Origin of the sequence: Nevskia sp. (assembly GCF_023266035.1) — a bacterium.
Lineage (GTDB): Bacteria > Pseudomonadota > Gammaproteobacteria > Nevskiales > Nevskiaceae > Nevskia.
Window position 1 is genome coordinate 12877 of sequence record NZ_JAHFRY010000023.1, and the last position, 26386, is coordinate 39262.

Annotated in this window: 24 protein-coding genes; 17 read left to right on the plus strand and 7 right to left on the minus strand. The window is 64.4% G+C overall.

Annotation, left to right across the window (positions count from 1 at the left end):
• Nucleotides 1-5 precede the first annotated feature (5 nt).
• The 6 genes from Q0D45_RS05185 (at nucleotide 6) to Q0D45_RS05210 (ending at nucleotide 2837) form a co-directional block, all read left to right on the plus strand.
• Nucleotides 6-296: a cytochrome C oxidase subunit IV family protein gene (locus Q0D45_RS05185; protein WP_293389407.1), complete on the plus strand. Its 291-nt coding sequence runs from the start codon at nucleotides 6-8 to the stop codon at nucleotides 294-296.
• Nucleotides 296-844, plus strand: a complete 549-nt coding sequence (locus tag Q0D45_RS05190) for an acyl-CoA dehydrogenase family protein (protein ID WP_293389410.1) — start codon at nucleotides 296-298, stop codon at nucleotides 842-844. Before Q0D45_RS05185 ends, Q0D45_RS05190 begins: the two co-directional genes overlap by 1 nt.
• Nucleotides 787-1008: an acyl-CoA dehydrogenase family protein gene (locus Q0D45_RS05195; RefSeq protein WP_293389413.1), complete on the plus strand. Its 222-nt coding sequence runs from the start codon at nucleotides 787-789 to the stop codon at nucleotides 1006-1008. Before Q0D45_RS05190 ends, Q0D45_RS05195 begins: the two co-directional genes overlap by 58 nt.
• Before the next feature lie 309 nt (nucleotides 1009-1317).
• Nucleotides 1318-1449 carry a hypothetical protein gene (locus tag Q0D45_RS05200; protein ID WP_293389416.1) on the plus strand — a complete coding sequence of 44 codons (132 nt, stop codon included), beginning with the start codon at nucleotides 1318-1320 and terminating at the stop codon, nucleotides 1447-1449.
• A gap of 93 nt (nucleotides 1450-1542) precedes the next feature.
• Nucleotides 1543-2355 carry an enoyl-CoA hydratase/isomerase family protein gene (locus Q0D45_RS05205; RefSeq protein ID WP_293389419.1) on the plus strand — a complete coding sequence of 271 codons (813 nt, stop codon included), beginning with the start codon at nucleotides 1543-1545 and terminating at the stop codon, nucleotides 2353-2355.
• Between the two features lie 29 nt (nucleotides 2356-2384).
• Nucleotides 2385-2837 (plus strand): thioesterase family protein, encoded by a 453-nt coding sequence (locus Q0D45_RS05210; protein WP_293389422.1) that lies wholly within the window; start codon nucleotides 2385-2387, stop codon nucleotides 2835-2837.
• Between the two features lie 472 nt (nucleotides 2838-3309).
• On the opposite strand, the gene Q0D45_RS05215 is transcribed toward Q0D45_RS05210, so the two are convergent.
• Nucleotides 3310-3576 (minus strand): hypothetical protein, encoded by a 267-nt coding sequence (locus Q0D45_RS05215; protein WP_293389425.1) that lies wholly within the window; start codon nucleotides 3574-3576, stop codon nucleotides 3310-3312.
• Nucleotides 3577-3587: 11 nt separating this feature from the next.
• On the opposite strand from Q0D45_RS05215, the gene Q0D45_RS05220 reads away from it, so the two are divergent.
• Nucleotides 3588-4922 carry a hypothetical protein gene (locus Q0D45_RS05220; RefSeq protein ID WP_293389428.1) on the plus strand — a complete coding sequence of 445 codons (1335 nt, stop codon included), beginning with the start codon at nucleotides 3588-3590 and terminating at the stop codon, nucleotides 4920-4922.
• A 63-nt stretch (nucleotides 4923-4985) separates the two neighbouring features.
• On the opposite strand, the gene Q0D45_RS21585 is transcribed toward Q0D45_RS05220, so the two are convergent.
• From Q0D45_RS21585 to Q0D45_RS05235, 4 genes are all read right to left on the minus strand, one after another.
• A complete protein-coding gene (locus Q0D45_RS21585) occupies nucleotides 4986-5192 on the minus strand; it encodes a DUF5329 family protein (RefSeq protein WP_366946356.1) in 207 nt (68 codons plus the stop codon).
• A 140-nt stretch (nucleotides 5193-5332) separates the two neighbouring features.
• A complete protein-coding gene (gene pbpG, locus Q0D45_RS05225) occupies nucleotides 5333-6400 on the minus strand; it encodes a D-alanyl-D-alanine endopeptidase (protein ID WP_293389431.1) in 1068 nt (355 codons plus the stop codon).
• 158 nt (nucleotides 6401-6558) lie between these two features.
• A complete protein-coding gene (locus tag Q0D45_RS05230) occupies nucleotides 6559-8751 on the minus strand; it encodes a PQQ-dependent dehydrogenase, methanol/ethanol family (protein ID WP_293389434.1) in 2193 nt (730 codons plus the stop codon).
• Nucleotides 8752-8886: 135 nt separating this feature from the next.
• The gene (locus Q0D45_RS05235; RefSeq protein ID WP_293389437.1) at nucleotides 8887-11133 is read right to left on the minus strand and encodes an OPT family oligopeptide transporter; all 2247 of its coding nucleotides are present in this window, start codon (nucleotides 11131-11133) and stop codon (nucleotides 8887-8889) included.
• 154 nt (nucleotides 11134-11287) lie between these two features.
• Between Q0D45_RS05235 and Q0D45_RS05240 the strand changes: the two genes are divergently transcribed.
• Nucleotides 11288-13573, plus strand: a complete 2286-nt coding sequence (locus Q0D45_RS05240; RefSeq protein ID WP_293389440.1) for an ATP-dependent DNA helicase — start codon at nucleotides 11288-11290, stop codon at nucleotides 13571-13573.
• Between the two features lie 54 nt (nucleotides 13574-13627).
• Here Q0D45_RS05240 and Q0D45_RS05245 read toward each other — a convergent pair whose 3' ends face one another.
• Nucleotides 13628-15175 (minus strand): long-chain fatty acid--CoA ligase, encoded by a 1548-nt coding sequence (locus Q0D45_RS05245; protein WP_293389443.1) that lies wholly within the window; start codon nucleotides 15173-15175, stop codon nucleotides 13628-13630.
• A 77-nt stretch (nucleotides 15176-15252) separates the two neighbouring features.
• Between Q0D45_RS05245 and Q0D45_RS05250 the strand changes: the two genes are divergently transcribed.
• From Q0D45_RS05250 to Q0D45_RS05260, 3 genes are all read left to right on the plus strand, one after another.
• On the plus strand, nucleotides 15253-16080 hold the full coding sequence (locus Q0D45_RS05250; RefSeq protein WP_293389446.1) for a hypothetical protein: 828 nt from the start codon (nucleotides 15253-15255) through the stop codon (nucleotides 16078-16080).
• Between the two features lie 94 nt (nucleotides 16081-16174).
• The gene (locus Q0D45_RS05255; RefSeq protein ID WP_293389449.1) at nucleotides 16175-17059 is read left to right on the plus strand and encodes a bile acid:sodium symporter family protein; all 885 of its coding nucleotides are present in this window, start codon (nucleotides 16175-16177) and stop codon (nucleotides 17057-17059) included.
• Entirely contained in the window at nucleotides 17052-17714 is a 663-nt protein-coding gene (locus Q0D45_RS05260; protein ID WP_293389452.1) for a DUF599 domain-containing protein, read from the plus strand. Before Q0D45_RS05255 ends, Q0D45_RS05260 begins: the two co-directional genes overlap by 8 nt.
• A gap of 32 nt (nucleotides 17715-17746) precedes the next feature.
• On the opposite strand, the gene Q0D45_RS05265 is transcribed toward Q0D45_RS05260, so the two are convergent.
• A complete protein-coding gene (locus Q0D45_RS05265; protein WP_293389455.1) occupies nucleotides 17747-18880 on the minus strand; it encodes an acyl-CoA dehydrogenase family protein in 1134 nt (377 codons plus the stop codon).
• A 355-nt stretch (nucleotides 18881-19235) separates the two neighbouring features.
• Between Q0D45_RS05265 and Q0D45_RS05270 the strand changes: the two genes are divergently transcribed.
• The 6 genes from Q0D45_RS05270 to Q0D45_RS05295 all read left to right on the plus strand — a co-directional run bounded on the left by Q0D45_RS05270 (nucleotide 19236) and on the right by Q0D45_RS05295 (nucleotide 26133).
• A complete protein-coding gene (locus Q0D45_RS05270; protein WP_022977382.1) occupies nucleotides 19236-19679 on the plus strand; it encodes an HU family DNA-binding protein in 444 nt (147 codons plus the stop codon).
• Nucleotides 19680-20044: 365 nt separating this feature from the next.
• Nucleotides 20045-21508, plus strand: coding sequence for an FAD/NAD(P)-binding protein (locus Q0D45_RS05275; RefSeq protein ID WP_293389460.1), 1464 nt, complete (start codon nucleotides 20045-20047; stop codon nucleotides 21506-21508).
• 217 nt (nucleotides 21509-21725) lie between these two features.
• Nucleotides 21726-21941: a TOBE domain-containing protein gene (locus Q0D45_RS05280; protein WP_022977384.1), complete on the plus strand. Its 216-nt coding sequence runs from the start codon at nucleotides 21726-21728 to the stop codon at nucleotides 21939-21941.
• A gap of 46 nt (nucleotides 21942-21987) precedes the next feature.
• Complete coding sequence (locus tag Q0D45_RS05285; RefSeq protein ID WP_293389464.1) at nucleotides 21988-22599, plus strand: hypothetical protein; 612 nt, start codon at nucleotides 21988-21990, stop codon at nucleotides 22597-22599.
• A 78-nt stretch (nucleotides 22600-22677) separates the two neighbouring features.
• Entirely contained in the window at nucleotides 22678-23673 is a 996-nt protein-coding gene (cysB, locus tag Q0D45_RS05290) for an HTH-type transcriptional regulator CysB (protein WP_293389467.1), read from the plus strand.
• Nucleotides 23674-23826: 153 nt separating this feature from the next.
• Nucleotides 23827-26133: a TonB-dependent receptor gene (locus Q0D45_RS05295; protein WP_293389470.1), complete on the plus strand. Its 2307-nt coding sequence runs from the start codon at nucleotides 23827-23829 to the stop codon at nucleotides 26131-26133.
• The last annotated feature ends 253 nt before the right edge of the window (nucleotides 26134-26386 follow it).

A 26386-nucleotide genomic window follows, 5' to 3' on the forward strand; every position in this document is an offset into this window, starting at 1 on the left:
CGACGATGCCCGCCATCCTGCTCAATCCACACCGCACCTGGCTGATCCTGGTGATCGCGACCGCGGCCACCTTCTGGGTGCGCGCCGATGGCCTGGTCGGCATCACTGCTGGCGCTGCCACCCTGGCGATCGCCGCGATCAAGGGCCGCCTGGTGATCCTCGATTTCATGGAACTGCGCCATGCGCCGAACCCCTGGCGCAGCGTCATCAGCGGCTGGCTGATGCTGGTCACCGTGCTGCTGATGGTGGTCTATGCCTTCGGCCCCAGCCTGCTGGCCGGCGTCGCCAAACCCTGATGCTTCCGAACGACGACCAACGTTCCCTGCAGGAAGCCGCCCGCTGCGTCGCACTCGGGCGGCGGCTGCCGACTTACATGCAGCGGGAGAAGGACGCCGGACAAGACAAACCTACCGATCGTGCACTGCTGCATGAGATGGGCACGCTGGGCTTGCTGGGCGTCGATAGCGTCACCACCGGCCTGATCGTCGAGGAACTGGCCTACGGCGATTTCAACATCAGCGCCATCGTGCTGGTGATCTCGCTGTGTGGCGCGATCATCGCGAAGAACGCACAGCCGGCAGTCGCAGCGGTTGGGCTGCCGCGCATCCGGCGCGGCGATGCGATCCTGGCGCTGTCGATCACCGAACCTGGTGTTGGTTCGGATGCCGGCGCACTGAAGCTGCAGGCCACACGCGACCGCGACGCCTATGTGCTGAACGGCAAGAAAGCCTCGACCACTTACTGCGACTACGCGATGCCGGCCAGGCGCATACGGTCGAGGCCGCAATGGTCAAATGGCTGGCGCCGCGTGCCGCCTTCGATGTCATCCACCAGTGCCTGCTGACCTTCGGCCATTGCGGCTGGACCATGGACCTGCCGCATCAGCAGCGGATGCGCGATGTCATGGGTCTGGAAATCGGCGATGGCATGGCTGGCATCATGAAGATGATCGTCGCCCACGCTCGCGCCGGACGGGCCACGACCGAAGAACGAGGCACTGCCGCATGAGCGATGGTTTTCACTGCTCCACTGATCACGCAGGAAGCTGTACCGAATAGCAGGGTGCCGTGGACCAAGCCCGCATAGTCGGGCGCGTTCGCGGGAGGAGAAGTGCCCCATGTCATCGACGGCGAAGGATTCGCCATTGATGACAGGTTTTCAGGGGCCAAGGCTGAGGGGAGTGTCTAGGATGGCGCGCCGATCCCGGTGGCCGCGCAAGCGGTCACCGGGCATCCGGTGCCAGTCTCAGGCACGAAGCTGCAAGCCGAAAATCAATCATCGGCCGCACGTCGAGCAGCACGAACCGGAGGCATCAGCATGTCGAACCAGATGCTGTACGGGACGCAGGGCGAAGTCGCCACCCTGTACTCGGGATCGATGACTTCGATCACCACGGACTCAGCGGATGAGACGGTGACCCGCAAGATCTTCTGCGGCGTCTGCGGATGAACGCTGCACAAGCTGCAGACGCGCGCGTGATCGAAGCTGCCACGCCATGAACCGTCTCTTCCCTGCCAACAATCCCAGCACCAACCGCAAACCATGAACGCCAAGATCCTCTACGAAAAAGACGGCGCGATCGCGCGGATCACGTTCAATCGCCCTGAGCGCAAGAACGCCATCGACCTCGAGATGCATCACCGGCTCGGCGAGATCTGGCGTGATTTCCGTGATGACCCGGAACTGAGAGTCGCGATCATCACCGGCACCGGCGATGCCTTCTGCGCCGGCGCCGATCTGAAAACCCACGTGCCGGAATGGGACGGCGTCGGCCCCAGCCTCGGCCGCGACAAGTTGCTCGACGGCTTCGCCGGCGGCATCACCCGCGGCGTCCACCGCATCTACAAGCCGATCATCGCGGCCTGCAATGGCTGGGTACTTGGCGGCGGCCTGGAACTGGCGATGGCCTGCGACATCCGCATCGCCTCCGAGCGCGCCCAGTTCGGTTCCTTCGAATTGCGCCGCGGCATGCATCCGGCTGATGGCGGCATCGTCCGTCTGGTCAACACCTGCGGCGTCGGCATCGCGCTGGAAATGGAATTGACCGGCGAGCCGATCGATGCCCAACGCGCGCTGGCCTGCAACATGGTGTCGAAGGTCGTGCCGCACGATCAGCTGATGGCGGCCGTCGAGGACATGGTTGCCAAGATCCTGCGCAACGATCGCCGCGCGGTGGAATCGGCGAAGGAAACCATCTTCGAGGTGATCGGCCGCACGCTCGACGAGCAGCTGAAAGTGGAATGCCTGTACGGCTACGCGCTGTGCGGCGGCAATCAGGAACTGAACCGGCGCTCTCAGGAATTCCTCGACAAGAAGGACAAGGGCCGGGTCGGCGTCAACGCCAACTCGCTCTGAAGATGACTTCGAACCCGCCCGCCGACACCGTGAACGACCCGCTCAACGAGCCACGTCTGAAACAGCGCGCCGCCTACGGCCACTGGATCCACGAGCACGTGCGCTGGTCCGACACCGACATGGCCGGCCATGCCAACAACCTGGCCTTCGCCGCCTTCGCCGAAACCGGCCGCGCCATCCTGCTGCGCCGCTTCATGGCGCCGGATGCCGATCCGCGGGCGTTGCTGGTGCTCGCCGAATTCCGCATCAAGTATCTGAGCGAAGCCTACTGGCCGTCCGCGGTCGAGGTCGGCACTGGCGTGTCGACCATCGGTACCCGCTCCTGCCGCATGGTCCAAGGCCTGTTCATCGCCGAGCAGTGCATCGCGGTCGCCGAATCGGTGCTGGTGATGATCGACGAAAGCACGCGCCGTTCCGCCGACATTCCCCCGGCAGTCCGCAGCCTGCTGGAGACGTTCCGGATCGGGGATTCCGTGGCCTGATGCATTGAAACTCCATTCGATACTCGCAGGCGAATGACTCCAGTACCGCAACTGCAGGCTGGTAATCTGGACTACATCCGCTGTTCAAGGCGGGGTGTCGATACTCTGTCGCAAATGAGCGGATCTTCATTTTTCGGCCTGGCCGATAGACTAGTTTCCGTCTCATGACGGCGGGCTTCCCGGAGCGTGCCGCAGAGAGCGCCAGATTGTCGGTAAGCTCGCAGGGATGCATTGATCAGCAGATCATCTGGGGAGGGATACCCGTGTCAATTCGCTTCGTGTTCGCATGTGTCGTTGCGGCTGTTCTGGCTGCCTGTGGTGGCGGTGGCGGAACCAGCATTTCCGTGAGTCCGCGGGCGATCACCTTTTAGGCAATACAGGGCGATGCGGCGCCCCTGCCTGTCGATATCACTGTCTCGTTTTCGGGTGATGGCGTGTTGGTGGGTTACGCGCCGGGCGTGCCTCAGCCCAATTAGCTGACCATCACCGACTCGGTGTCGGGGGGATCGCAGGTTCTGCCAGTGACTCTGAGCACGCAGGCCGCAAGGCTGGTCGTGAGTCCGTCGACCGTCTCTTTCAGCATCAACTCGACAACGCCAGCATCGGCACTGCAGACCAGCGTCACGGTCAGCGACGAGCTCGGCGGGTCGACGGCCTCGCAGTCGGTGCAATGGTCACTGGCCTCGATCGACGTGCCGTGGCTGCAGTGGACTCCAGCCGCGGGGCGTATCGTCGCCATTCGCACAGGCGGTGCTGAGCATCGTTCCGGCGCAGATCTCATCCCTTCCCGCCGGCAGCTACTCCGGCAACGTGACCCTGAACTACCGCAATTCGGACACCAGCAGCGGTACGTTGACTGTGCCGGTGACGATGAACCTGCAGCTGCCGCTGATGCAGACGGTGAGCTACTACGTGGCGACCGCGAATGTGGCTGGGCGGGTCAAGCTGCGCGGCCAGAATCTCGATCTCGCCAGTGGCAGCCCGGCCTTGTTCGGAGCCACGGCGGCCACGCGCACGGCAGTGGATGATCCAACTCAGGCCAGCGTCTCCTTCCCGGGCCTGGCTGCCGGCACCTATCACGTCCAGTTCCAGAATACGGCGGGCGTGTCGCGTGGCTCGGCCAACTTGCTGGTGCAGGCCGCGCAGACCATGAGCTACCAGGCAATCAACGCACCGAGCCTGCGCAAGCGCCTGATCGTCGACGCGGAACGCCAGGCGCTCTACGCCGTGAACACGACTGACCAGGAGCTCGAGATCTATCGCTATTCCGGCGGCACCTGGACAACGGATTCGCCTCTGGTCACTCCGAACTTCGAGGATGCGACACTCTCGCCGGATGGCAAGGTGCTGGTCGGAGCTTCCGATAACTCGATGCTGGAGATCGATCTGACTCAGGCCAGCCTGCGCGCGCAGTTGACGGCGGCGAATCCCGACGCCTTCTGCGGCGGGTACCTGAATCATGTGGAAATGGGCAATGACGGCAAGTACTTCGTCATCTACAACTACAAGCAGTGCAGTGGCTTTTCGCCTTCGTACCTCTATGACTTCCAGCTCAAGACGCTGGACGGCGCGGGCGCCTATCCGAGCAACTACTTCTACAACGGCTTGACTGGTGGCGCAGCCGACGGCAGCCGGATCTATATCGGCAGTAACGGCGTATCGCCTGCGCAGCCGGTCTCGTTCTTCAACACCTTTGGCGGCACGCTGGCTGCGACCGGAACCAATAACAATCTGTTCGCGGTATCGGTGAGCCGAGACGCCAGCCGCGTGATCCTGCAGCAGACGTCGGTCTACAGTGCCGGCCTGATCCTGCTCGGCAATATTCCGACCACCGGCTCGTCCGTGGTCTCGCCGGATGGCACGCGCGCTTATGCCTTCGCCAACGCGAGCGGGTCCACTCTGGAGATCTACGACCTGACTGCGCCGCTGGCAGCCGGCGCGAACTACCCTCTGCTGCGCTCGATTGCGCTTGCCGACGATCCCGGCAGCACCTCCCTGCCCGGCGTGGTGCTCGCCGTATCGGCCGATGGCAAAACCGTGTTCATTTCGGGATCGAACAAGATTCTAGTGGTGCCGGTGCCCTAGCCTTCAAGCCTGCCTTGATCGTCGGCACCACAAGCGATACTGCCGACGATCAAGACTCTCAGATCAAGGCGAAACGCTGCGCTGCCGGGCAAGCACTTCGAGCAGCCACTGCCGGCTGGGAACGCCCGCCTTGTACGGGCAGCGAACCCGGTACGGTTCGCCGGTGGGGCTGCTGTGGCTGGCCGCGAGTTCGATCTTGCGGCGCAGATGCGCCTGCGCTGTAGCCGCGTCGTGCCAGCTGCCGTTAGCGGTAAAGCTCGCAGCCCGAATTGCCGACCTCGGCTATCAAGCGACCTAGCCCGGTTCCGCGAACACGGAACCGGGTGCGATGGTGCAGAGAACCCCGGCTCGTCGCAACAGCACGGCGAACCAGGCTACCCGCTATGCCGAGCGCAGACCGGCGACGGCGATCAGGACGACGAGGCCGCCACCGAGGTGGCGATCGGTCCCGGCTGATTGGACGCCTTGGCTTCGAGTGCCAGCCGGCGGCGGACGCGCGCGGCATCGGCATAGCGCGTCAGGGTGCCGTCGGAATCGAGGAAGATCATCGCCAGACGGCGGCCTTCGACGGTGACGTGCATCACCAGGCAGCGGCCGGCCTCGTTGGTGAAGCCGGTTTTCTGCAGATCGATGTTCCAGTCGCCCGCGGCGCGCACCAGGCGATTGGTATTGCCGAAAGTCAGGGTACGACCATGGGTGTGCACGGTGCTTTCCAGCTGCGTCGTGTGGCTACGCATCAGCGGCTGGGCGCGGGCGGCGATCAGCAGGCGATGCAAGTCACGCGCGGTCGACACGCTGCGGTTGGACAGGCCAGCCGGATCGGCGAAATGGGTCGAGGCCATGCCCAAGGTCTTGGCCTTCAGGTTCATCGCCGCGATGAAGGCTTCACGGCCGCCCGGATAGTTGCGGCTCAGCGCCATCGCCGCGCGATTCTCGGACGACATCAGCGCCAGCAGCAGCATCTCGTCGCGGGTCAGCTGGGAGCCGACAGCGAGCCGCGAATAGGTGTGCTTTTCAGTATCGACGTCGGCGCTGCTGATCTCCAGCACCTCATCCATCGGCAGCTTAGCGTCGATCACCACCAGGCCGGTCATCAGCTTGGTCAGCGATGCGATCGGCAGCACCATGTCCGGATTCTTCAGCGCCACTGCTTCGCCGCTGTCTTCGTCGATGACCAGCGCTGCGTTCGACTTCAACACCAGATCGCTAGTCGCGGCCCTGGCCTTGGCTTTGGCAACGGCCTTGCGCTTGGCGGGAGCGACGGTCGGGCGGCCTTTCGCAGCAGGCTTCGACGAAACCTTGGCCGAAGCTTTTGCTGGAGCCTTCGATTGAGCCTTCGACTGCGGCGCTTTCGCGCGCTCTGCGGCGGTAGCGGCCTGGGCCGGAATCGCGCAGGCAGCCCAGATCAGCGGCAGGACCAGAATGAGCCCGAGAGCAAGCTTGCGCGGCGCCGGCCGGGCGGAGGAAAGAGTGTTCACTAGGGGATTAAGACCTGAGCCTAGGTTGATGATTCGCAAACCTTATCAACTTGAGAGGCTGCTTGTCTTTTACGTTGGTGCGCCGATCGCTGCCGTGTGTCGGCCGCCAGCCCCGTGAAGATGCTGGCGGCCTTGCGGCAGAGCAATTTCGAATAGGCCTACTTGGCGCTGGCAGCACCCTCGACCGAGCTGCCGAGCGCCTGTTTCAGGTCGTGCGAGCGCTCGATGATGTACTGGTGGATCGCCTCGACCTCTTCCGGATTGAAGCGGCCGGCGAACGACGGCATACCGCGATCCGACTTCGCACCGGCGACGATGCCGGCGAAGATCGCGTGCTTTTCAGGCGTCAGGTAGCGCAGATCGGGAATGATGCCGCCGCCGACGGCGTTGAGGCCGTGGCACTGCGCGCAGTTGCCAATGAACAGCTCGGCGCCACGGGCCAGCGTCTTCGCGTCGGCTTTCAATTCCTGCAGTTCCGGCAAGGGCACGGCTTCGTTCTTCGGCGCCGGCAGGCTCGCGGTACCGCCGATCTTGAAGGTCAGCACCCGCGCTTCCGGACGAACCTTGGCGTAGTTCGAGATGGCGCCGCCGATCAGCGGGAACACGCCGCCCCAGCCAGCCATCACGGTGACGTACTGCTCGCCATCGACTTCATAGCTCATCGGCCCGGCCATGACGCCGGAATTGGCCGGCGATTCCCAGAGCTTCTCGCCCTTGTCCGCCGAGTAGGCAACGACGCGGCCATCGGCCGTGCCCTGGAACACCAGATTGCCAGCCGTCGCCAGCGTGCCGCCGTTCCAGATGTTGGTGTAGGGCTGGCTCCAGACCTGCTTCTGGGCAACCGGATCCCAGGCGATCAACCGGCCCTTCAGCGACGCGGCGATCTGCTCGACGACCTTGGGATCGGCCGGGATCGGCAGATCGCCACCGATGTTCCAGACGCCTTCGCGGTTGTCGAAGCCGGCCCCGTCGGCAACCACCTTGTGCGGCGCCATCATCGAAGCCACTTCCTGCGCCGGGATGTAGACCAGGCCGGTCTTCGGGCTGAACGACATCGGCTGCCAGTTGTGCGCGCCGAACGGGCCCGGGGCGACGACCTTCGCCTCCTTGCTCCAGTCAGCAACCTTCTGATCGACCACCGGCCGGCCGGTCTTCAGATCGACGTGCGTGGCCCAAGTGGTGGGCGCGAATTTCTCGGCCGACAGCAGCTTGCCGTCCTTGCGATCAAGCACATAGAAGAAGCCGTTCTTCGGCGCATGCAGCAGCACTTTGCGCAGCTGGCCGTCGAGGGTGATATCGGCCAGGATGATGTTGGCGCAGGCGTCGTAGTCCCAGTTGTCATTCGGCGTTTCCTGGTAGTGCCAGGCGTACTCGCCGGTCTCGGCCTTGACCGCGACGATCGACGAGATGAACAGGTTGTCGCCGTTCGGCTCGTCGCGTTCCAGCTTGTTCCAGGACACGCCGTTGCCGGTGCCGAAATAGATCAGATCGGTCTCCGGGTCATAGGCGATGGTGTTCCAGACGGTGCCGCCGCCTCCCTGCTTCCAGTACTGCTTGCCGGTCCAGGTCTTGCGCGCCAGGGTGAGCGCCGGGCTTTCGTCCGGCTTCGCCGGATCACCCGGCACGGTGTAGAAGCGCCAGGCCAGCTTGCCGGTGGCAGTGTCGAAGGCGGAGATGTAGCCGCGGGCGTTGTACTCGGCACCACCGCTGCCGACCAGCACCAGGTTCTTGACCAGCAGCGGCGCGCCGGTCAGCGCGAAGGTGCGGCCGGAACCGTCCTTGGCATCGACTTCCCAGGCCTTGGTGCCGTCCTTGGCGTTGATCGCGATGACTCTGCCATCGAAGGCAGCGACATAGACCTTGCCCTGACCGATCGCCACACCACGATTGACCACGTCGCAGCAGGCATTGCCGGACTTCGAGCGCTGCACCTCGGGGTCGTACTTCCACAGCTGCTCACCGGTCTTGGCGTTGATCGCGTAGACGATGCTGTAGGCGCCGGTGGTGTACATCACGCCGTCGACGACCACGGGCGTGGCTTCGGCGCCACGGTCGATATCGACCTTGTAGCTCCAGGCCAGACCCAGCTTGGCGACGTTGCCGGCGTTGACCTTCTCCAGCGGGCTGTAGCGCTGTTCGTTGTAGGTGCGGCCGGTGCTCAGCCAGTTGCCGGGCTCGCTGTCGCCTGCGGCGATGCGTGCAGTGTCGACCAGCTTCGGCTCCGCTGCAGGCGCGGCTGCCGGCGCCGATGTGTTGCGCTGGCAGCCAACGTTGAATGCGACGAGGCCGACGAGGGCCAGCTTCGGCAAGGCCAGTTTCAGCAAAAGATTGCGCAGGAAGATGTTGTTCATCGTGAGGCGAGTTTGGGTCCGAGGAGATCGAGCGGCAGGGCCGCGAGCAACGAGATTATCGCAGTGCGGAACAGCGGGCCCAAGGCGGACGCGCACCTATCATCCTTGACGAAACAGCAAGAGAATTCAGTGACCTCAGGCGATCGAAGCGCGCCTGGCGCGCTCCCTGCCCGACCCGTACAACACCGCCACCAGCAGCGCATACGGCAGCACCGACAACAGGTCCGCGTGGCTGCCTTCGAAGAACGGATTGTGGGCTGTCGACCAGTCGGTGATGAAGGTATCGAAGTCGCTCAGCACGCCGGCGGTGAAGGCGATGATGATGCCGGCCAGGGCACCGCCGGCGATGTAGCCGGAGGCCATCAGCACACCCGGGCTGCGGTCCCCCGCTGCGCTCTGTTCCTCGGCGGTGGCGTTGCGGTGTTCGGCCTGCCGGTTGCGGCGGCGATCGACCGCCCAGCGAACCAGACCGCCGACGAAGATCGGCATCGACGACGACAGCGGCAGATAGACGCCGACCGCGAACGCCAGCGACGGCACGCCGGACATTTCCAGTACCAGGGCAATCATCACCCCGAACAGCACCAGCGCCCAGGGCAGCTGCCGATTGAGAATGCCCTTGATGATGTAGGACATCAGCACTGCTTTCGGCGCGTCGTACTTGCGCACTTCGCTGCCATCCGGCCGCTGCTTGTAGGCGCCGTTGATGCCCGGATCGACCAGGTAAACGACCTTGCCGTCGTCATCGACCAAGTACTTGCCGGCTGGGCCGCCGGCGAGATCGGTCTTGTGCCAGACCCGATAGCGATGGTCATCCTGCGCGGCCTGCGGGCCTTGCAGGATCGCGGTCTCGGTGAGCTTTGCAGCGTCGGTGCTCAAGCCCGGCGCCACCTGCGCGATCGGCACGTAGACGGTAGCGGCATCGTTGAGCTTGATCAGGATCGGCCCGAGCATCAGCGCCGAAGCCAGCGCGCCGAACAGGATCGCGTACTGCTGCAGGCGCGGCGTGCCGCCGACCAGATAGCCGGTCTTCAGATCCTGCGAGGTGGTGCCGGCGTTGCTGGACGCGATGCAGACGATCGCACCGACCGAAAGTGCTGTGACGTAGTACGGGCCGCCGGTCCAGCCGACCAGCAGGAAGATCAGGCAGGTGAACAGCAGGGTCGCCACGGTCATTCCGGAAATCGGATTGCTCGACGAACCGATCTCGCCGGTCAGCTGCGAGGACACGGTGGAGAACAGGAAGCCGAACACCAGGATCAGCAGCGCGCCGAGCAGGTTCATCTGCAGCGGCGTGGCCAGCATGATGGCGACGACCAGCAGCAGCGAGCCGATCAGCACCCATTTCATCGGGATGTCCTGATCGGTGCGCTTGCCGTTCTGGCCGACACCGGCGCCGCTGAAGCTCCGCAGCGCGTCGTGCAGGCTGTGCCAGATCATCGGCAGCGCCCTGATCAGGCTGACGATGCCACCGGCCGCCACCGCGCCGGCGCCGATGTACAGCACGTAGGCCCCGCGGATGTCGTCCGGGCTCATGTCCCGGATCAGCTTGACGCCAGGGGCCAGCGGCACGGTCAGCGCATCGCCGAAGAAGGCGATCATCGGGATCAGCAGCAGATAGGCCAGCACACCGCCGGCACACATCAGCGCAGCGATCCGCGGCCCGATGATGTAGCCGACGCCGAGCAATTCAGGGGAGATCTCGCAGCTGATCGAGCCCGCCTTCAGCGGCGCGCCGAAGACCTGCTCCGGCACATCCTTCCAGCCCTTGAAGGCGACGTTCAGCGCCTTGTACAGCAGGCCGATGCCGAAGCCCGCGAAGATGATTCCGGCTCGGCTGGCGTTGGCGCTGCTGTCATCAATGCTGCCCTTCGATAACTCTGCAGCCTTCAGCACTTCGGCGCAGGCGGTGCCTTCTGGATACTTCAGCGTCTCGTGCTGGGAGACGATCAAGCTGCGCCGCAGCGGGATCATCATCAGGATGCCGAGCAGCCCGCCGAGCACGCCGACCAACAGGACGCGCAGGATGTCGAGATCGAAGCCGAGGATCAGGATCGCCGGCAGGGTCACGCCCAGACCGAAAGCGATCGATTCGCCGGCCGAGCCGGCGGTCTGGACGATGTTGTTTTCGAGGATCGTCGAATCACGGCCGCCGGCTTTCGAAACCAGGCGGAACAGGGTGATCGCGATCACCGCCACCGGGATCGAGGCACTGACCGTCAGCCCGACCTTGAGCACCAGATACAGCGAGGAAGCGCCGAAAACCATGCCGAGCAAGGTGCCGAGCACCACGGCGCGCACCGTGAACTCGGCGATCTGCCGGTCTGCCGCGATGAAAGGCTCGGGGGCTGTCGCTGGAACCTTGTCGGGCAGGCTGGACACTGAATGGAACTCCGATTCTGGGGGCGAGACCGGGTGAGCAAATGACGCGCCATCCGATCCATCCCGGCAGAATGCCGCAGCCGTGACCACCGCATCCACAACTGGCAAGCCAGCCCGCCCCGCGAAGCCCCGAGCCAAGGCAGCGGCCAAGCCTGTGGCAGCAACCGAGCAGGGCGTGGCGACGATCATCGTGCCGGTGCGCGAGCTGGTCGAGTTCACTGCCAAGCGCGGCGATCTCGATCGCCGCTTCACGCCGGCACCGACCAGCCAGCAAGGCATTGCCGGCCACGCCACGGTCACCGGACGGCGTCCGGACGGCTACGAGCGTGAAGTCACACTCGAAGGCCGGCACGAGGAACTACGGGTGCGCGGCCGGGCCGATGGCTATGACGCCGCCAGCAACGACCTCGAGGAGATCAAGACCCATCGTGGCGACAGCGCGCGCATTCCCGATAACCATCGCGCGCTGCACTGGGCGCAGCTGAAGGTCTACGGCGCACTGCTGTGCCGGGCACGCGGGCTGGAGTCAGTCACGCTGACCCTGGTCTATTTCCGCATCGACGACGAAACCGAAACCTCGATCAGTGAAACCCACGAGGCGGCAGCGCTGTTCGAGTACTTCGAGCAGCAGGCGGCGAGCTATCTGGCCTGGGCGCGCCAGCAGCAGGCGCATCGGCTGGCGCGCAATCAGGCGATCGAAGGCCTGACTTTCCCGCACCTCGAGTTCAACGCCGGCCAGCGCGCCCTCGCCGCCGCGGTGTATCGAGCGACCCTGAACAAGCAGCCGCTGCTCGCCCAGGCACCAACCGGCATCGGCAAGACGCTCGGCACGCTGTTCCCGGCGCTGAAGGCCTGCACCCGCGCACCGATCGACAAGCTGTTCTTTCTCACCGCGAAGACGCCCGGCCGGCAAGTGGCGCTGGACGCGCTGGCTTTGATCCAGGGCGATCAGCCGGCGCTGCGCGTGCTGGAACTGGTGTCGCGCGACAAGAGCTGCGTGCATCCGGACAAGGAATGCCACGGCGCGTCCTGCCCGCTGGCGCAAGGCTTCTACGATCGATTGCCGGCCGCGCGAGCTGCGGCGGTGAGCAGCGCGAAACTCGATCAGCGCAGCGTGCAGACGGTTGCCGCCGAGCATGTCGTCTGCCCGTACTACCTGAGCCAGGAGCTGGTCCGCTGGGCCGATGTCGTGGTCGGCGATTACAACTATTACTTCGATGCCCACGCGCTGCTGCATGGCCTGACCGTGCTCAATGACTGGAAGATCGGCCTGCTGGTCGACGAGGCCCACAACCTCGTCGATCGCGCTCGCGACATGTACTCGGCAACGCTCGATCAGCGCGCCCTGCAGCGCGCGCGCAAGGCTGCACCCGACGAACTACGCGCTTCACTGAATCGCGTACAGCGCCGCTGGCCAGCGGCCAATCCCGATGCCTCGGATGGCTATCAAGCGCTGGAGGCTTTGCCCGCTGCGCTGATCGATGCGCTCTCGGATTTCATCGCCGCCGCCAGCAGGCTGCTCGGTGAAACCGGCGAACGCCTGCCGTTCGACCTGCAGCAGTTCTTCTTCGATGCGATCGGCCTGGTGAGGCTGGCGGAAAGCTTCGGTCCGCATTCGATGGTCGATCTAAGTCGTCATGCACCGGATGCCTTCAGCACCAAGCCCGGTTCGACCCTGTGTGTCCGCAACATCGTGCCGGCGCCGTTCCTCGGTCCCCGATTCACCGCTGCTCATGGCGCGGTGCTGTTCTCGGCCACGCTCAACCCGCCGGACTACTACCGCCAGCTGCTCGGGCTGGCCGATGACACGCCCTGGCTCGACATCGCGTCACCGTTCTCGGCCGATCAGCTGTCAGTGCAGATCGCCAGCCGCATCTCGACCCGCTTCGATGCCCGCGAAGCTTCGCTGGCACCGATCGTCGCTTTGATCGCCGCGCAGTACCGCAAGCAGCCGGGCAACTATCTGGCCTTCTTCAGCAGCTTCGATTACCTCGATCGCGTGCTCGCCCGGCTGATCGAAACCCATCCGGATCTGCCGGTCTGGGCCCAGCAGCGGCGCATGGACGAACCGGCGCGTCTCGCCTTCATTGAACGCTTCCATGCAGAAAATCAGGGCATCGGCTTCGCGGTGCTCGGCGGCGTGTTTTCCGAAGGCATCGACCTGCCCGGCGCGCGGCTGATCGGCGCCTTCGTGGTGACGCTCGGCATTCCGCAGATCAACCCGGTCAACGAAGCGATGCGGGCGCGGCTGGAAACGCTGTTCGGCGCCGGCTACGAATACGCCTACCTGTATCCCGGCCTGCGCAAGGTCGTGCAGGCCGCCGGCCGGGTGATCCGCCATCACAGCGATCGCGGCACCGTGGTGCTGGTCGATCGCCGTTATGCGCGGCAAGACGTGCAGGCCTTGCTGCCGGCCTGGTGGGCGATCACGCGCTCGTAGGTCGCCCCTCGGGCGACGCGGCGCCGAAGCCGGAAGCGTCGGGCGCGGCCCGACCTACGCGAACCTTTTCCGCAACTCGGTCTTGACGATCTTGCCGTTCGGGTTGCGCGGCATCGTCTCGATCACATGCAGCGCTTTCGGCAGCTTGTAGCGCGCCAGCCGCGGCGCGACGAAGGCGAGCAGCGTCTCCAGATCGAGTCCTTGTCCAGCCTTCAGCACCGCGATCACGACCACGGTTTCGCCCCAGCGAGCGTCCGCTGCGCCGATCACCGCGACTTCGGCGATCGCCGGATGCTCGTAGAGCAGGCTTTCGATCTCGGCTGGATAGATGTTCTCGCCGCCGCTGATGATCATGTCCTTGATGCGATCGCACATCGTGTAGAAACCGTCGGCATCGACCCAGGCACCGTCGCCGCTGTGCATCCAGCCGTCGGCATCGAGCGCGGCCGCGGTCTCCGCCGGCCGGTTCCAGTAGCCCTGGGTGATGTTGCCGCCGCGCATGCAGATTTCGCCGCGCTCGCCGGGCGTGGTGATGGTGTTGCCGTCGCGGTCGATGAGCTTGACCTCGGTGAGCAAACCGGGCCGGCCGCAAGAGCCGAGCTTGGTGATTGCCCGCTCGGTTTCCAGGAAAGTGACGCCGGCCGTCGCTTCGGTCATGCCGTAGCACTGGCTGACCGGAATGCCGCGGGCGTTGTAGGTGTGCAGTAGTGGTTCCGGCACCGGCGCGCCACCGGCGACGATCAGGCGCATCGCCGACAGATCAGCGCTCAGGTAACGCTCGTGCTGAGACGCGAACAGCATCATCGCCGGCACTGCGAAGGTCACCGTGACCTTGTAGCGTTCCAGATCGTTCAGGAACTGCAGCGGATCGAAGCTCTGCTGCAGCACCACGTGACCGCCGACCAACAGGGTCGGCAGCAGCACCACGCAGATACCGCCGACATGGAATAGCGGCGCACAGTTCAAGGTCACGTCCTGCGAGGTGTAATCGCTGGCCAGCAGCCAGTTGATGTTGTTGGTCCACAGGTTGCCGTTGCTCAGCATCACACCCTTCGGCCGGCCGGTGGTGCCGGAGGTGTAGATCAGCAACGCCACATCGTCGGGCAAGCCGTTGACCGCAGCCGGCACTGGCAACTCGTCGGACATGCCAGCGCTCAGCGAACCCCAGCCAAGCTCGGCTTCGTCGAGCAACAGATAGCGCCGGCAAGGCAGCTCGGCACGCGCCGGTTCGATCACTGCGGCGTGCTGCGTATCGGCAACCAGCGTATGTGCGCCGGCATCGTTGATGATGTCGGCCAGTTCTGGCCGCGACAGGCGGAAGTTCAGCGGCACGAAGATCGCGCCGATCCGCGCACAGGCGAACAGCGCGACCATGATCAGCGAGTGATTGAGGCTGAGCCAGGCGACTCGATCGCCGGCCCGCACGCCGCCGCTGACGAACACCGCCGCCATCCGCTCGATGCTTTTCTGCATCTCGCCGTAGCTCAAGGTGTGATCCTTGAAACTCAGCGCTGCCCGCTCCGGCGCCCGCAGCGCGCGGCGGCGAAACCATTCGGCAAGGCCTTGGGGATCGATCGAGCGATTGTGCATTTCAGTCAACATGGGCAACTGGCGGACCGCAAAAAATAGTAGCGTACCGTATCAATTTCTCTCCAATCTGCCCGTCCCCGGAAACCGAAATGTCCGAAGCCGCCATCGCCCCTGCCCGCCTCGCGGCGACCATCCTGCTGCTGCGCGACGATCCCGCCGCTACGGAGGCAAAGGTTGAAGCCCAGATGGAAGTGTTCATGGTGGTGCGCCATCAGCAGATCGACTTCGCATCCGGCGCGCTGGTGTTTCCGGGCGGCAAGCTTGCCGCCGGCGACAGCGATCCGCGTCTTACCCAACTGTGCTCAGGCGCCGATGGCCTGTCGACCGAGCAACTGGCGCTGAGAGTCGCGGCGATTCGCGAAGCCTTCGAGGAAAGCGGCGTGCTGCTGGCGCGCAAGCGTGGCGCGTCCAAGCTCATTGGCGCTGAGGTGCTCGATGCGCTCGATCGTTACCGCAAGCCGCTCGACTCCGGCGCGATTGGCATCGTCGAGATGCTCGAAAGTGAAAGCCTGGAACTGGCCTGCGAAGCGCTGGTGCCGTTCGCGCACTGGGTCACGCCGACCTTCATGCCGAAGCGCTTCGATACCTATTTCTTCCTTGCCGTGGCGCCGTCCGAACAGGTGGCCGGTCATGACGGCCGGGAGATGGTCGACTCGGTCTGGCTGCGCCCGGCGGCGGTGCTCGCCGAAGCAGCGGCGGGCACTCGCACCTTGGTGCCAGCCACCTTGTTGAACGTCGAGAAGCTCGGCGAGCAGACCACCGTCGCCGGCGCGCTGGCCGCAGCCCGCAAGCAGCCGCCAGTGATGGTGCTGCCGGAAGTCGTCGAGCAGGCCCCTGGCGTTGAGAGCGCTCAAGGCACGCGGACGCTGCGGATTCCGAGCAACGCCGGCTACAAGGTCACCGAGTTCAGTTTCTGAGAATCCTTCTGCTGGGCCGGGCTGTCCCTCGCTTTACAGCGCAGCGCAGCAATCGGGACAGTAGCGGCCCTTGCTTCACCGGTCTCCCGATCCAATGCTGGCGACGATCTCCTCCACCTATCTGCCGATCGCGCTGGCCGTGATCATGCTCGGCCTCGGTCTGTCGCTGACCACGGCGGACTTCCGTCGCGTGCTGACCCAGCCGCGCGCTGTCGCCGTGGCGCTGGTCGTGCAGGTGCTGATCCTGCCGGCGATCGCATTCGGGCTGTGCCTCGCCTTTGCGCTGCCGCCGGAACTGGCCGTCGGCCTGATGGTGCTCGCCGCTTCACCCGGTGGCACCAGCGCCAATCTGTTCAGCCATCTGGCACATGGCGACGTGGCGCTCAACATCACGCTGACGGCGGTGAACTCGGTGCTGGCGATCATCAGCCTGCCGCTGATCATCAACCTGGCGCTGGTGCACTTCATCGGCGAGGCGCGCAGCGTGCCGCTGCAATTCTCGAAGGTGGCGCAGGTGGTGGCGATCGTCATCGTGCCGGTGCTGGTCGGCATGCTGCTGCGCAATCGTCGGCCGGCGCTGGCGATCCGCTTCGAGACCCCCGTGAAGCTGTTTTCGGTCCTGTTCCTGATTCTGCTGGTGGTGCTGATCATGGTCAGCGGCTGGAAGACCATTGCCCAACACATGGCCAGCGTCGGCAGTGCTGCGCTGCTGTTCAACCTGATCAGTCTGGCAATCGGCTACAAGCTGCCACGACTGCTCGGCCTCGGCCGCCCGCAGGCGATCGCCATCGGCATGGAGATCGGCGTCCACAACTCGGCACTGGCCATCGCCATCGCACTGTCGCCGCTGCTGCTGAACCAGCCGACGATGGCGATCCCGGCAACGCTGTACAGCCCGATCATGATGGCAACCGCCGGCCTGTTCGCGTTCTGGCTGACACGGGGCCATCGCAACAGCACCGCTCACCACGATGAATAACTCGCACACCTGGATCGCGGCACTGGCGACGATCGCGGTGCTGATCGCCTACGAAGCCGTGCAGGCGCTGATGCGCTGGCGCACGCCGGAGCGCGTTGCCCGCACCTCGCACATGCGGCTGCGCGAGGAATGGTTCGCGGCCGTGTCCGGCCATCCGGGTTCGGAACTGCTCGCCGTGCAGACGCTGCGCAACTCGCTGATGTCGGCAACGATGACCGCCTCGACCGCCGTGCTCGGCCTGGTGGCCACGGTGAGCCTCGCGGCACCGTCACTGCACGCTCGTTTCAACGACCCGGATGGCCTGGTCCTGATCACGCCCAGCCTGATGCTCGAGCTGGTCCTGCTGAGCCTGCTGTTCGCGTCACTGGTTTGCTCGGCGATGGCCGTGCGCTACTACAACCATGCCGGTTTCATCATCGGCATGCCCAGCGAATCGCCGGCCCGGCAGCGCTGGAACGATGCCGGACGAGTCTGCGTGCGGCGTGGTGGCGTGCTGTACAGCTGGGGTCTGCGCTATCTGGTGCTGGTCGCGCCGATCCTGGCCGCGGCCCTGCACCCCTACGCCGGACCACCTGCAGCGCTGCTGGTGATCTGCGTGCTGTATGGCTTCGATCGCAGCGAGACGCCGGTTTCGGTATCGGTATCGCTGCGCTAAGGATCAAGCGGCCAGGCTGCGGCCGATGATCCTCAAGCAGCCGACAGGCTGCGCCCAATAATAATTTTCTGGATGTCCGAGGTGCCTTCGTAGATCTGGCAGACGCGGACATCGCGATAGATGCGCTCGACCGGGAAATCCTCGACATAGCCGTAGCCGCCGAAGGTCTGGATCGCCACCGAGCAGACCGCTTCCGCGGTTTCCGATGCGAACAGCTTGGCCATGCAGGCCTGTTCCAGACAGGGCATACCGGCGTCCTTCATCCGCGCTGCCGACAGCACCAGCTGGCGCGCCGCTTCGAGGCGAGTCTTGGCATCGACGAGGCGGAAGCTGACCGCCTGATGATCAACCAAGCGCTTGCCGAACGAGGTGCGTTCGCCGGCGTAGCGGATCGCCGCTTCAAGTGCAGCCTGCGCCATGCCGACGCTCTGCGCGGCGATGCCGATGCGGCCTGATTCCAGGCTCGAGAGCGCGATCCTGTAGCCCTCGCCTTCGCCGCCGATCATTGCGTCGAGCGGCAGTTCCAGGTCATCGAACTGCAGGCTGCAGGTGTCGGAAGCCTTCTGGCCAAGCTTGTGCTCGATCTTCGACACGCTGTAGCCGGTGGTTTCCGTCGGCACCAGGAACGCCGAGATGCCGCGCTTGGGATTGGCCGGATCGGTGACCGCGAAGACGATCGTGTAGCGGCCGATCTTGCCACTGGTGATGAACTGCTTGGCGCCGTTGATGACGTAGCGATCGCCATGACGCACGGCGCGGGTGCGCAATGCAGAGGCATCGGAGCCGGCCTGGCTTTCGGTCAGCGCAAACGCACCGATGAACTCGCCGCGCGCGGCCGGGCGCAGCACGTCGGCTTTTTGCGCGTCCGAGCCATAGCGTTCGAGGATCGCGCAGAACGGCGCGTTGTGGACCGACATCACCGTCGACACCGCACCATCGCCTTCGGCCACGGCCATCAACGCCAGCGCGTAGGAAACGTAATCGGCGCCTGCACCGTCCCAGTCCGGCGACACGGTCATGCCGAGCAGGCCGATGCTGGCCAGGCCTTCGAATACTGCCGGCTCGATCGCCAGCGCCTTCTCGCGCGCGGCAGCGCCGGGGGCCAGCACTTCCCGCGAGTAGCGGCGCGCGGCGTCGTCGACCAGTCTTTGTTCTTCAGTCAGCATTGAGTTCGGAGGTTCGGTTCGAGGGAGATTCAAGCGTTGACGGGCCTGTACAAGCTTGCTGCAGCGCTTGCGCGCCATCGCAGCCCATTGTGAAAGCTGGATTGTGGCGGGTCTGATAGCCGCTCACCCCAGCCATTTGGCCGGGGTTCGCACTCCGTTGACCGGAGCCCGTTGCGGCTTGATGCTGGGCGTTCTCGGTAACTCTGCGATCAACGGATAAGCTACGCCGACAAGCAGAATGAGGAATTCGGCGCGCAAGCACCTATACTCGCGTGCCGGCGGTAGTCGTGAGCTTGCAACAAGCTTGCAGCACTGGCGCAATCACACAATCACATCTAAAGACATCAGGAGCCCCATGGCCAAAGTAGCCTCGAAGACCACGACCAAGACCGCCCCGACCAAGGCCGCTGCCAAGCCGGCCGCGACCAAGGCTGCTGCGACCAAAGCAGCCGCCAAGCCGAAGGCCGCTGAACCGGCAGCGCTGAAGCCGATCAAGGAAACGCTGAACAAGACCGGGCTGATCGCCCACCTCGTCACCCATAGCGGCATCGAAGCGAAGGGCGTCAAGAAGGTGCTCGAAGCGCTGGAAGGCGCGATCGCTTCGTCGGTCAGCAAGAAGGGCGCAGGCTCGTTCGTGCTGCCGGGCTACCTGAAGATCTCGGCGGTCAAGGTTCCGGCCAAGCCGAAGCGCAAGGGCATCAACCGCTTCACCGGCCAGGAGCAGACCTTCGCCGCCAAGCCGGCCTCGCTGAAGATCCGCGTGCGTCCGCTGAAGAAGCTGAAGGACGCGGTGGCCTGATCGGCCATTGCTGAAGTCTTGACCGCCAGCCTTCACGCCGGGCGGTCCTGAACAAAGGGCGGCGACCGCGAGGTCGCCGCCCTTTGTCGTTTCCGAAGACAGTCGGCCAACGTCTATTCCCGCGATCGCCGGCGATCTTCCATCAGAGCAGCCGTGCTGCTTGATGGGGCGCCTTATTCCGGCGCGAAACCTGCTTATGCAATTATCAACCAGTAGATTCAGACAAGGGTTAAAGGCCATTTTCTGCGCATCAGCCTTGCTCGATATAACTCGATCGCAGGTGCCTAGCGGCAACATTTAATTATTAGGTCATACCGATATAACAAGCGGCCTCGCATACTTCCTCATCTGCAGATTGGAATCCCATGTCGACCTCGAACACTGACGCACGCTGTCCAGCAGTCGCCATCATCGGGGCCGGCTTCAGCGGCACGATGGTCGCCGTCAACCTGCTTCGCGAAGCGACTGGCCCGCTGAGAGTCATCCTGATCGAACGCGCCGACGCGGCCGGTCTTGGCGTGGCCTATCGCGAGCAGCCGGACTGTCATCTGCTCAACGTGCGTGCCGAAGGCATGAGCGCGTTCCCGGATCAGCCTTCGCACTTTCTGAAGTGGCTCGCCGAACATCGCGGCGACGAAGCCCTGGTCAACCCGGCCGCGTTCCTGCCGCGTCGTCTCTATGGCGTCTACCTGCGTTCGATCCTCGCCGAAGCCGCTGCCACCTCGCGGCGCGACGTGCGCCTGGAACTGGTGCATGACGAGGTGCTCGGCGTTGCCGCCAGCGAGCGTGAAATCCGCCTGCGCTTGGCCAAGGGCAACCCGATCACCGCGCAGCGCGTGGTGCTGGCGATGGGCAACCCCGGCCCGGCTGATCCGCCGGCCGATGATCCATCCTTCTATTCGAGTCCGCTGTACCAGAGCCACGCCTGGTCCACGCATGGTTTGATCTCGGTGCGTCACGACGATGCCGTGCTGCTGATCGGCTCCGGCCTGACCACCTTGGACTGGCTGGCCGCTCTGCATGAGCGCGGCCACCGCGGGCCGATCCATGTCGTCTCGCGGCGCGGCCTGCTGCCGCGCGCGCATGCGGTGGCGCCCCGGCATGTGCTGAGCTTCGATCTGTTCGCGGTGCCGCCGACGGTGCGCCAGCTGATGCGCGTGATCCGCCACGAGATCGATACGGTGATCGCCGAAGGCGGCGACTGGCGCTCGGTGATGGATGCGCTGCGCCCGCACGGCCAGCGCCTGTGGCAGCGTCTGTCGCGCCCGGAGCAGCAGCGCTTCCTGCGCCATGCCCGCACCTACTGGGACATCCACCGCCATCGCGCGGCGCCGCGCATCGTCGAGACCGTCAACCGGCTGACCGAGCGCGGTCAGCTCGAAGTGCTGGCCGCTCGGCCGGTCAGCTACGCGGACAACGGCGATGCTGTCGAGGTGCAACTGCGCACCCGCGGCGGCAAACAGACGATCACCCTCACCGTGCAGAGAGTCGTCAACTGCACCGGCCCGGACAGCAACTACCGGCGCCTGAACCATCCACTGCTGCAGTCACTGCGCGAACAGGGACTGGCGACCGTCGACACGCTGGGCCTGGGCCTGGAAACCGACGCTGCCGGCGGTCTGGTCGAGCGCGATGGCCGCGCCTCGGCACGCATCTTCACCTTGGGCCCGACCCGCAAGGGCGAGCTTTGGGAAACTACCGCCGTGCCGGAGATCCGCGGCCAGGCACAGAGCCTGGCGCGGCATCTGCTGAGCGTCATCGACGCCGCACAACCTTCTCGTCGCGAACCCGCGAACGAGCCGCTGCTGGCGGTGCTGCACGCCGGCTGAAGCTGCTGGCTGCCGCCTTTCCACAGACTCGGGAAGGCTGCAGCACACCTTGCTGATTGTGAACAACGACGCCCGGCGCGAAATCTCGCCCGGGCGTTTTTCGCCGCCCTTATTCCATAAATTGATATATAAAAATTCCTTTATATTTCTTTATTGAATATCAATCGCCCCGTACAGTCTCGTTCCGTTATCAACCACCGCGTTGCAGGAGCGAGTCATGGTCATCCACGCGATCAATAGCAGAAACCAAATTCCCGGCCGGATCGTCGAGATCGTGCTCGGCCCAGTGGTGTCCGAAGTCGATGTCGAGACCGAGTCCGGCATCGTCACCTCGATCGTCACCACCCGTTCGATCAAGAGCCTGAACCTGCAGGTGGGCACCGAAGTGCTGGCTGTGTTCAAGGCCACGGAAGTGATGCTCGCGAAGATCTGAGCCCGTCTTAATCGGCCTTCTTCCCTCGCTACCGAGCACCGCGCCCATGTGCCTGATCATCCACCAGCCTGAAGAACATACGACGCCCATCGAGCTGCTGCGCTCGGCGGCCGAGTACAACCCGGACGGTTTCGGCTTCATGGGTTTCGACGCCTTCGGCAAGCTGCGCATCGAGCGCAGCGCCAATGCCGATGTGGCGCTCGCCACCCGGCTGGCCGAGGAATTCGCCGGGCGCAACTGCGCGTTCCACTTCCGGCGGCGCACGCGCGGTTCTTCACATGTCGAGAACCTGCATCCGTTCAAGATCGCGCCCGGTCTTTATCTGATGCACAACGGCACCGCGAAGGTCGAGATCCGCCAGGCCGGGCGCTCGGACACCTGGCATCTGGTGCACGACTACCTGGCGCCGTTCCTGAGCAGCCGGCGGAAGCTGATCTACGACCGCGCCTTCCGCCACATCCTCGATGCCTGGCTGGGGCCGCAGAACCGCATCGTCTTTCTCGATGAAGCCGAAGGCCGCATCGAGCTGCTGCATCGCGCCGATGGCTACGACTGGAACGGCCTGTGGCTCAGCAACACGCGCTGGGTCGATCGCAGCCTGCTGTCGCTGGCCGGCCATGACGGCGTCTATCGCGCGACCGAGGCTTCGTTCTGCTGAACGAGAAATCGACGTTCTGCTGAAGGGCAAGCAAGCCCTGCTGAAAAACCATAACGATCAAGAATCAAGGGAAGCGTCATGAAACTCCGTCAACTGCATTACGTGCAGGAAATCTCCAAGCGCGGCCTGAGCGTCACCGCCGCCGCCGATGCACTGTTCACTTCGCAGCCAGGCGTATCGAAACAGGTGCGCCTGCTCGAAGACGAGCTGGGCGTCGACATCTTCGTGCGCAATGGCAAGCACATCTCCGAGATCACGCCGGCCGGCAAGCGCATCCTCGAATACACGGCACGCCTGCTGCTGGAAGCCGACAACATCCGCAACATCGCCGCCGAATTCCGGACCGCCGACCGCGGCGATCTGAGTGTGGCCACCACGCACACGCAGGCGCGCTATGCGCTGCCGCCGGTGATCAGCGGCTTCCGCCAGGCCTGGTCGCAGGTGGCCCTGCATCTGCATCAGGGCAGCCCGCCGCAGATCGCCAAGATGGCCGTTGAAGGCACTGCCGATTTCGCCATCGCCACCGAAGCGCTGGAGCACTTCGACGAGCTGGTGATGCTGCCCTGCTACCACTGGAATCGCAGCATCCTGGTGCCGCCGACCCACGCGCTCGCACTGCGTTATCGCGACAAGCCGCAAGAGCTGACCTTGGAAGCGATCGCCGAACATCCGGTGATCACCTACACCTTCGGCTTCACCGGCCGCTCGAAGCTCGACCAGGCCTTTGCCGCCCAGGGCCTGAAGCCCGACGTGGTGCTGACGGCGGTCGATGCCGACGTCATCAAGACCTATGTCCGGCTCGGGCTGGGCATCGGCATCGTTGCTTCGATGTCGTATGACGAAACGCTTGATGCCGATCTGGTCAGCCTGCCGGTCGATCATCTGTTCGAGCCGAGCACCACGCACATCGGCTTCCGCCAGGGCATGTTCCTGCGCGGCTTCATGTTCGATTTCATCCAGCGCTTCGCACCGCACCTGACCCGCGAACTGGTCGAGGCGGTTGCCGCTATCCCCGATGCCGAGACGCGCCGCCGTCTCGTGCAGGAACGCATTCCCAAACTCCAGCAACGTTAAAGCGCGATGAACACCCTTCGAACCCTTGTTTCCGCTGCCACGCTTGGCAGCTTCGTCGCCCCCTGGGTCCCGTCGCTGGCGCAGGAGCCTGTCGATCCGGTCACGGCCGCCCCAGCAGCTGATGCAGCACCCGCTGCAGAACCAGTCCCAGCCGTGACCGCAACGGCAAGCCCGACTACCGTCGCGCCGGACGTTGCCCGCATCGAAGAGATCGTGGTCACCGCCACTCGCCGCAACGGCTACATCGATGACATCCCGGCTTCGATCAGCGCTTATGGCGGCGAAGATCTCAAGGCCGTCGGCGTGCGCGATACCCGTGATCTGTCGAAGCTGGTGGCCGGCTTCACGGCGGCGGATTCCGGCTTCAACACGCCGATCTACACCTTGCGTGGCGTCGGTTTCGCCGATTCCAGCTTCGCCAACCAGTCGACCGTCGGCGTCTATCTCGACGAAGTCGCCCTGCCCTATCCGGTGATGACCAAGGGCCCGAATCTCGACCTGCGCCGGGTCGAAGTGCTGAAGGGGCCGCAGGGCACCTTGTACGGCCGCAACTCCACGGGCGGCACGATCAACTACATCGCCAACAAGCCGACCAAGGACTTCGCGGCCGGTATCGAAGCAACCGGCAGCAGCTACGGCCGATTCGATACCGAAGGCTTTGTCAGCGGCCCGATCACCGACAAGCTGCGGGTCCGCCTCGCCGGCTCCTTGAGCGAATCGCAGACCGGCTGGCAGACCAGCAACACGCGGCCGGATGACCGGCTCGGCAAGATCTCCAAGCGTGCTGCGCGCGGTATCGCCGACTGGGATGTGATCGAGGACGTCTCGGTGCGCCTGGCCGTGTCCGGCTGGATCGACAAGAGCGAGCCGCAGGCGCCGTACGCAGTCGACATTCGGCCGCAGAACCCGCTGGTGCCCGGCAATGCCTCGATCTCGCCACGCCTGCGCGATTACCCGCTGATCCCGAACAACAACAGCAACAAGGTCGGCGACTGGAATCCCGATGGCGGCTTCGGCCTCAACGATAACTTCTGGAACGCCACCCTGCGGCCGCAGTGGAACATCAACGAGGACCTCAAGCTGATCGGCCTGTTCGCCTACTCGCAGGTGCGTTCCGATGGCTCGGCGCTGCCGCAGGGCGGCACCGATCTGGAGAACATCGATCAGTTCCTGACCGGCAACATCCGCACCGTCTCCGGTGAAGTGCGACTGGAAGGCACCATCGGCAGCAGCGCCGACTGGCTGGTCGGCGTCAATTCCAACTACGACGAATACGGCATCGTCAGCGAAGGCCGTGGCTCGGAAAACAGTCTGAACTTCCCGCTGTTCGGCTTGACGCCGCCGCTGTTCACGCCGCTGGTGCTGAACCGCGGCTCGGCACGCGGCGATGGCCAGATCCGTTCCAACGGCGCCTTCGCCGATGCTTCCTGGGCGTTCATCGAAACGCTGAAGCTCACCGCCGGCGTCCGTTACTCGCGTGAAGCGCAGGCCTACAGCGGCTGTACTTACGAGAACGCCGACAACGATTCGATCATTCCACTGTCGACGCTATTCACCGTCGCCAGCCTCGCCCGTGGCGGCAATTCCATCGTTCGAGCTGGCGAGTGCGGCAGCGTCGACGCCGACGGCAACACCGGCCTGTACAGCGATCATCTGAAGCAGGACAACATCTCCTATCGCGGCGTGCTCAGCTGGACACCGATCAAGGACACGCTGTTCTACGGCTCGTACACGCGCGGCTTCAAGTCCGGCGGCTTCCCGACCGTGTTCTCGGTCGATCAGGCCAGCCTGGCGCCGGTGGTCCAGGAGCGGCTCGATGCCTATGAAGTCGGCGCCAAGCTCGGCCTGTTCGACAACCGGGTGCAGATCAACAGCGCGGCGTTCTATTACGACTACAAGAACAAGCAGCTGCTGACCTATTTCAGCGACCCGATCTTCGGCAACCTGCAGTATCTGCAGAACGTACCGAAGTCCCGCGTCGAAGGCGGCGAGATCACCGCCACCTGGCTGCCGATCAAGAACCTGAACCTGACCGCCCTCGGTTCCTATGTCCGCACCAAGGTCATCGAGTTCGTCGGCCAGACCGCCACCGGCGACGACTTCGATTTCGCCGGCCGGCCGTTCAACTACGCACCGCATCTGCAAGGCAGCCTGCTGGCGAACTACACGTTCACCATCGACAACTCGCTGAACGTGTCGCCCGGTGTGGTCTGGACCCACACCGGCGAAACCAACTCGACGCTGGAAGGCGATCCGGTCTTCAAGCTCAACGAACACCAGATCATCGACCTGCGCCTCGGCTTCTCGGCTCCGGGCCAGCAATGGCAGGTCACCGCCTTTGTCCGCAACCTGACCAACGAGTTCTACCGCGCCTCGGTGGTCAACCTCGGCGACACGGCCTTTGCTTACGCCGGTCAGCCGCGCATCGTTGGGGTGACCTTCAGCTACGACATTCGCTGAACGCTGGCGCTGTTATTGATGCGGCCCCTTGATGTTGAACGTGGACCGGGCGCTCGATTCAGCATCCGCCTTGCCTGCGAAGTTCCGAAGGTGCCGCATCAATAACAAAAACAATGGTTTCTGCTTGAATCGACGTGACCCCATCTATTTGTTCGCTCACCGCTCAAGCAGCTCGCAAGTCATCAGGTCCAGTTACTCTCGAGACGGCTTTGTGCCAGTTATGGCCATTACCATTCGGGATATACGGCCTCAA

Excerpts from the sequence above, each read along its gene's own strand:
- Q0D45_RS05185 (WP_293389407.1), top strand. The coding sequence starts at position 6 with ATGCCCGCCATCCTGCTCAATCCACACCGCACCTGGCTGATCCTGGTG.
- Q0D45_RS05190 (WP_293389410.1), top strand. The coding sequence starts at position 296 with ATGCTTCCGAACGACGACCAACGTTCCCTGCAGGAAGCCGCCCGCTGC.
- Q0D45_RS05195 (WP_293389413.1), top strand. The coding sequence starts at position 787 with ATGGTCAAATGGCTGGCGCCGCGTGCCGCCTTCGATGTCATCCACCAG.
- Q0D45_RS05200 (WP_293389416.1), top strand. The coding sequence starts at position 1,318 with ATGTCGAACCAGATGCTGTACGGGACGCAGGGCGAAGTCGCCACCCTG.
- Q0D45_RS05205 (WP_293389419.1), top strand. The coding sequence starts at position 1,543 with ATGAACGCCAAGATCCTCTACGAAAAAGACGGCGCGATCGCGCGGATC.
- Q0D45_RS05215 (WP_293389425.1), bottom strand. The coding sequence starts at position 3,576 with ATGGCGACGATACGCCCCGCGGCTGGAGTCCACTGCAGCCACGGCACG.
- Q0D45_RS05230 (WP_293389434.1), bottom strand. The coding sequence starts at position 8,751 with ATGAACAACATCTTCCTGCGCAATCTTTTGCTGAAACTGGCCTTGCCG.
- Q0D45_RS05245 (WP_293389443.1), bottom strand. The coding sequence starts at position 15,175 with ATGTTGACTGAAATGCACAATCGCTCGATCGATCCCCAAGGCCTTGCC.
- Q0D45_RS05250 (WP_293389446.1), top strand. The coding sequence starts at position 15,253 with ATGTCCGAAGCCGCCATCGCCCCTGCCCGCCTCGCGGCGACCATCCTG.
- Q0D45_RS05255 (WP_293389449.1), top strand. The coding sequence starts at position 16,175 with ATGCTGGCGACGATCTCCTCCACCTATCTGCCGATCGCGCTGGCCGTG.
- Q0D45_RS05260 (WP_293389452.1), top strand. The coding sequence starts at position 17,052 with ATGAATAACTCGCACACCTGGATCGCGGCACTGGCGACGATCGCGGTG.
- Q0D45_RS05265 (WP_293389455.1), bottom strand. The coding sequence starts at position 18,880 with ATGCTGACTGAAGAACAAAGACTGGTCGACGACGCCGCGCGCCGCTAC.
- Q0D45_RS05270 (WP_022977382.1), top strand. The coding sequence starts at position 19,236 with ATGGCCAAAGTAGCCTCGAAGACCACGACCAAGACCGCCCCGACCAAG.
- Q0D45_RS05275 (WP_293389460.1), top strand. The coding sequence starts at position 20,045 with ATGTCGACCTCGAACACTGACGCACGCTGTCCAGCAGTCGCCATCATC.
- Q0D45_RS05280 (WP_022977384.1), top strand. The coding sequence starts at position 21,726 with ATGGTCATCCACGCGATCAATAGCAGAAACCAAATTCCCGGCCGGATC.
- Q0D45_RS05285 (WP_293389464.1), top strand. The coding sequence starts at position 21,988 with ATGTGCCTGATCATCCACCAGCCTGAAGAACATACGACGCCCATCGAG.
- cysB (WP_293389467.1), top strand. The coding sequence starts at position 22,678 with ATGAAACTCCGTCAACTGCATTACGTGCAGGAAATCTCCAAGCGCGGC.